This is a genomic window from Kitasatospora sp. NPDC002522 (assembly GCF_053595195.1).
This window is the reverse complement of record NZ_JBSFXE010000094.1, coordinates 1-4,385: the sequence shown is the minus strand read 5'-3', so window position 1 is coordinate 4,385 and position 4,385 is coordinate 1. Positions and strand designations below refer to the sequence as shown.

The window sequence follows — 4,385 nt, the reverse complement described above, 5'->3', positions numbered from 1 at the left end:
AACCCACCACCTGGGCAGGCGACCACGGCTTCGTCAACGGCACCAAAGACGACACCACCGGCCTCACCAACCTCGGAGCCCGCGAATACCAACCCCAACTCGGACGCTTCCTCAACCCCGACCCACTCCTAGGCCCAGCCGATCCCCAACAGTGGAACGGCTACGCCTACAGCAACAACAACCCCGTCAACCTCAGCGACCCCACCGGGCTCATGATCGATCAGAGCGGGGGCGCCAACTGCGACTCAAGCTGCCAGCAGCAGAACACCGACACAATCAACCAGGGCAACGCGAACACGGAATCATATTTCCACGGCTGCGGCAGCTCGCATTACAACGGACATTCCTGCGTACCGGCCAAAAAGAAGGAAGACACAAGCGGCGGCACAACCACCGATTTCATCGCGGGGGTCGGTGCGATCTTCGTTTCCGTTGATGATGGCTGGGAACGCCTCCTGCACTGGGGCGGCCCCAACCCGCCCAAGTCGTACCCCATGGACATGTATTTGCAGTGGGTGACTGAGCATGGCGTGGACACAGAGGATGCGGAATTCGCATCTGGGTCCTTCTTGCTTGCCGCGTTCGGCGACGCCTACATCGCATCCCCCAAGGCCGGCAAGTGGGGTTGCGGCGGCTGCAGCTTCGCCCCTGAAACCCCCATCCTCCTGGAGAATGGGACGGCTAAGCCAATCGGCGAGCTCAACGTTGGCGACAAGGTTGAGTCAGCTGATCCCTCCACGGGACAGGACCAGGGCGGACGCGAAGTACAACACGTCTGGATCAACCATGACAGCGACCTTCTCGACGTCACGGTAGCCACTGACGATGGCGAATCCGCTGTCCTCCACACCACATCGAACCACCCCTTCTGGGATGCAACCACACACACGTGGATCCCGGCGGGACAACTTGAGCCGGGCCATCAACTGGCAAGCACCATCGGCCACACGGCCACTATCAAGGCAATCACGCATACACCTGGCGTTGCCGACCGCTACAACCTAACTGTCCTGCAGCTCCACACGTACTATGCGCTGGCTGGGACCACGCCAGTCCTGGTTCACAACATCAACAACCCAATTCCAGGAGGGTGTTCGATACCCGGCCGGTCGGTCTACGACATTCCCGCTGGTTCCAGCGGTGGGCCAGGTGCATACGCCACAGTCCCAGCCACCATGCGCGCAGAGTATGGAACTGGGGTACAATAGCATCCGCCGCTAAACCAACCGTTGTGTTCATATTGCCGCACGAACCTCGCGAAGCCGATCGACCACGTGCAGCCGCGAATTAATGGCGGAGACCTGTCGGATGCTAACACCACGCCCGCTTGCACATTCTGCAACAGCTCTAAGCGTGACAGGGTGGCTCCGCTAAATCCGCCGCCAAACTATTCGGGACACTGGCCACCTCCATGGTGGCCAGCCAACATGCAGGCTACAGTGGCAGTCCCCAGATTTATCCCATAGATTAAATGCGGCGGGCTGTGCTACAGCCCGCCGCAAATCAATTTCATGATTGATGGCGGAGGGAATCTTGCAGGTCACGATTGACGGAGTTACCTACGTCAGCCATGAGGACCCCGCGTGGAGACACGAGAAGCACTACATGGCCATGGTTGATCTAGCCCCGTTCGACCTTTCGGGGATGCTCGAGCAACTTTGGCTTCGAGAGCTCGAAGAAGGCGAATTTGAAGTTTGCTGCATCCCGTTTTACACCTACGGCATTGCGCTGGGCGACGTGGTGAGAAAGGGCAGGGCGGACCTTATTGAGAGCTTGATCAGCAAGTCGGGGCGCCGCGTCCTCCGAGTCTTCTTTGCAGAGCCTCGACCTTCGACGGACAGTCGATCAGCGCTACGTAATGCCGTGGACTCCGCCGGACTTCTGAGCGAATGGAACGGCGATCGCCAAGTCGCGATTGACGTCCCAGACATTTCGACAATGCAGCCTGTTTTCGATTCCGTCCAGGGCGAAATTCGGAATGGAACGGCATTTTGGGAGTGGGCAGACGCCAGGGGATTCAGGTCCACCTAGGATGAATACGCCGAGGATTACCATTTCGAGGTCTCGGCCTGTCGAATGATGTTTGCAAAACGCTCGGCTGAGGCTTCCAGCCGAGCGTTTTGCGTTGGGCGCCGGTTGAGCTGATCGGCGCTGCGCGGCGAGGTGTTCGAGCAGTCCATCGAGGACCGGGAGCATCAGTCCTTGACATCCGGCTGCGCAGAGCTCGTGGCCACGGAGTCCGCCCCAGCAGCCGGGAACAATAACTCGAGGCCCCGGCCGCAGACTTGACCTCGATTCGTCAGGGGTGATCCATCGCCGATGGATCGGCAGTTCGCCCTATTTGTCCCTCATGGTGAGGGGTGGGGTCTTCGCGTGTCGCTGCGGCTGCGCCGGGTTCCACGGGCCCGGGGTAGGGCGGTTCCTCCTTCCTGGCCTTCGTGGGGGTGGTGGCGGGCCGTCAGGTGACGGCCCGCAGGGCGGTCAGGCGATGCCAACAGGTCAGGAAGGCTTCACGCCAGGGCCGGGTGCGGTCGATCCGCAACCAGCGACGGCGCGCGTGTCGGGCGAGCCGGGCCGGCAGGTGGTAGAGGCGGTAGCGCATGGTGTCCGGCTCGGCCTGGGGCAGGTCGTCGATGTCGTGCAGCCCGAGCAGTCGGGTCCAGGCGTCCAGGTCGTGGGCGAGGTTGCAGGCGAGCACCCAGCCGCGGTTGACCTCCCAGGAGGAGGACGGCAGGTTGCGCAGTCCCATGGCCTTGTCGGTGCGGACTCGATCCTCGACCACGGCGTGGGCGCGGGCGAGGGCGTCCAGCCACTGGGGCTGGTGGGAGCTGGCGATGCCCCACATGTGACGGATGTTGGTCGCGGCGATCCGGTAGCGCCAGCCGGTCTTCTTCTCGAAGGTGGTCAGCTTCTTCGCGTCCCGGGCGCTGGGGCGGACCCGGCGGACCAGCAGCCGCATCCCCTCGGGCCAGTCGGGGCGGGTGTTCAGGCCGGTCAGCTCGGCGACGTGCGCAGTACTGCTGGCGGTGGCGTCCTGCTTGAGGGTGTCGCCCCAGGCCGTGGCGGGCAGCAGGGCGCTGGCCTGTTCGTCGGCGTCGGTCATCTTCCAGCCGACGAGGTAGCGCACGGTGCGGCGGGCGGTGTTCAGCGACTCCAGGTGGTTCAGCAGGTCGTGGCTGGCGCCGGCTCCGTCGATCCGAACGAGGATCTTGGCCTGGGAGGAGTTCGGGATCTGCTTCAGTGCGTCGGCGAGCACGGTGACGTGGTTGGCAGCGGTGTTACTGCCCGCATTGCCCCGGCCGCAACAGTATCGCCAACGACTCGGTGGTGTTCGCGCACCACGCCCCCAGCGGGTGGAAGCCGAACGTCTTCTTGAACGTCACCGCCGCTCCGGCCTTGTTCGACGCGGAGGTGATCAGGGTGGTATCGATGTCGACGACGATCCAGCCGGTCAACCGCTTGCCCGCCACGGTGAGCCAGGGAAAGCCCGCGGGGCGCGCGGCGAGGAGGTTCCACACATGCCGCCGGACCCTGCCGCAGGCCCGGCCGATCCGGGCAAGTAACCGCTCGTCGACACCGGCCAGGGTGCGGCGCATGGTGGAATCCGACGGCGGTCTGCCGAGCAAGGGCTGCTGGTGGGCTTGGAGCTGCTCGGCTCCCAGGAGGTTCTTCACGCCCAGCACGATCGCCGTCGACAACCCGACGACCACCTCGGCACGGTCACGCCAGCCGGTCCCGCCTCGCGGCAGCACCCGCGCGAGCGCGGCCGTCAACCCGGTGCGATCCGCACAAGCACGCAGCAACACTGCCCCGGCATGCCCGATCAGACCCTTGCTGTCCGCGGTGACGGACAGCCCGCGGTCCCAACCTGTACGCTCGCTCACCAGAAGGGTGCCCCTGGTTCTCTGCTGGATATGACGTCGACACTCACATCCTCGCAGCTCAGAAGCACCCTTCTTCTAACCCTGCGTCAGATCCCTCTCTCCGGCTGAATATCCAGGGTTAATGCAGGTACTCGAGCAGGCAGCGGTCAAGCCGCGGTGTGGAGAAGGGCTGCTGGTGGCCAGCCCGTCCCTTCGAGGACCTCGAGGTGATCTGCATCGACGCGAGCATGCCGCCCACGAGGTTCTTGCCGCCTACGCACCGCCCACGCCCGAGCGGACCTACCGCCACCAAGCCCGCGCCCGCCACGGCACCGAGCCGCGGAAGCCGTGGCCGCAACCGGCCCGCGGCTGGAGGAACCCCCGCCGTGCGACGCGAGAACATCGATATCGACTGTCGCCTGATCAGGATCGTCTCCGCATCACCGGAGTTTTGCGCCCCCTAGGGCGGGGGGGGGGCGCGGCGGGGGCGGCGCGGCGCCGCGGCGGGGGGGGGCCGGGGCG

5 protein-coding genes are annotated in these 4,385 nt (G+C 64.6%); 3 read left to right on the top strand and 2 right to left on the bottom strand.

Going from position 1 to position 4,385, the window contains the following annotated elements; genetic code table 11:
- From ACWD4U_RS34530 to ACWD4U_RS34520, 3 genes are all read left to right on the top strand, one after another.
- A partial coding sequence (locus ACWD4U_RS34530) for an RHS repeat-associated core domain-containing protein (protein ID WP_363462233.1) occupies positions 1 to 1,208 on the top strand: 1,208 nt, incomplete at its 5' end.
- 21 nt (positions 1,209 to 1,229) lie between these two features.
- The gene (locus ACWD4U_RS34525) at positions 1,230 to 1,466 is read left to right on the top strand and encodes an HNH endonuclease (protein WP_363462235.1); all 237 of its coding nucleotides are present in this window, start codon (positions 1,230 to 1,232) and stop codon (positions 1,464 to 1,466) included.
- Between the two features lie 139 nt (positions 1,467 to 1,605).
- A complete protein-coding gene (locus ACWD4U_RS34520; RefSeq protein WP_363462237.1) occupies positions 1,606 to 2,031 on the top strand; it encodes a DUF4265 domain-containing protein in 426 nt (141 codons plus the stop codon).
- A 427-nt stretch (positions 2,032 to 2,458) separates the two neighbouring features.
- Here ACWD4U_RS34520 and ACWD4U_RS34515 read toward each other — a convergent pair whose 3' ends face one another.
- Together ACWD4U_RS34515 and ACWD4U_RS34510 are read right to left on the bottom strand one after the other, a co-directional pair.
- A complete protein-coding gene (locus ACWD4U_RS34515) occupies positions 2,459 to 3,256 on the bottom strand; it encodes a transposase (protein WP_363462239.1) in 798 nt (265 codons plus the stop codon).
- A 22-nt stretch (positions 3,257 to 3,278) separates the two neighbouring features.
- On the bottom strand, positions 3,279 to 3,884 hold the full coding sequence (locus ACWD4U_RS34510; RefSeq protein WP_363462241.1) for a transposase: 606 nt from the start codon (positions 3,882 to 3,884) through the stop codon (positions 3,279 to 3,281).
- Positions 3,885 to 4,385: the final 501 nt, after the last annotated feature.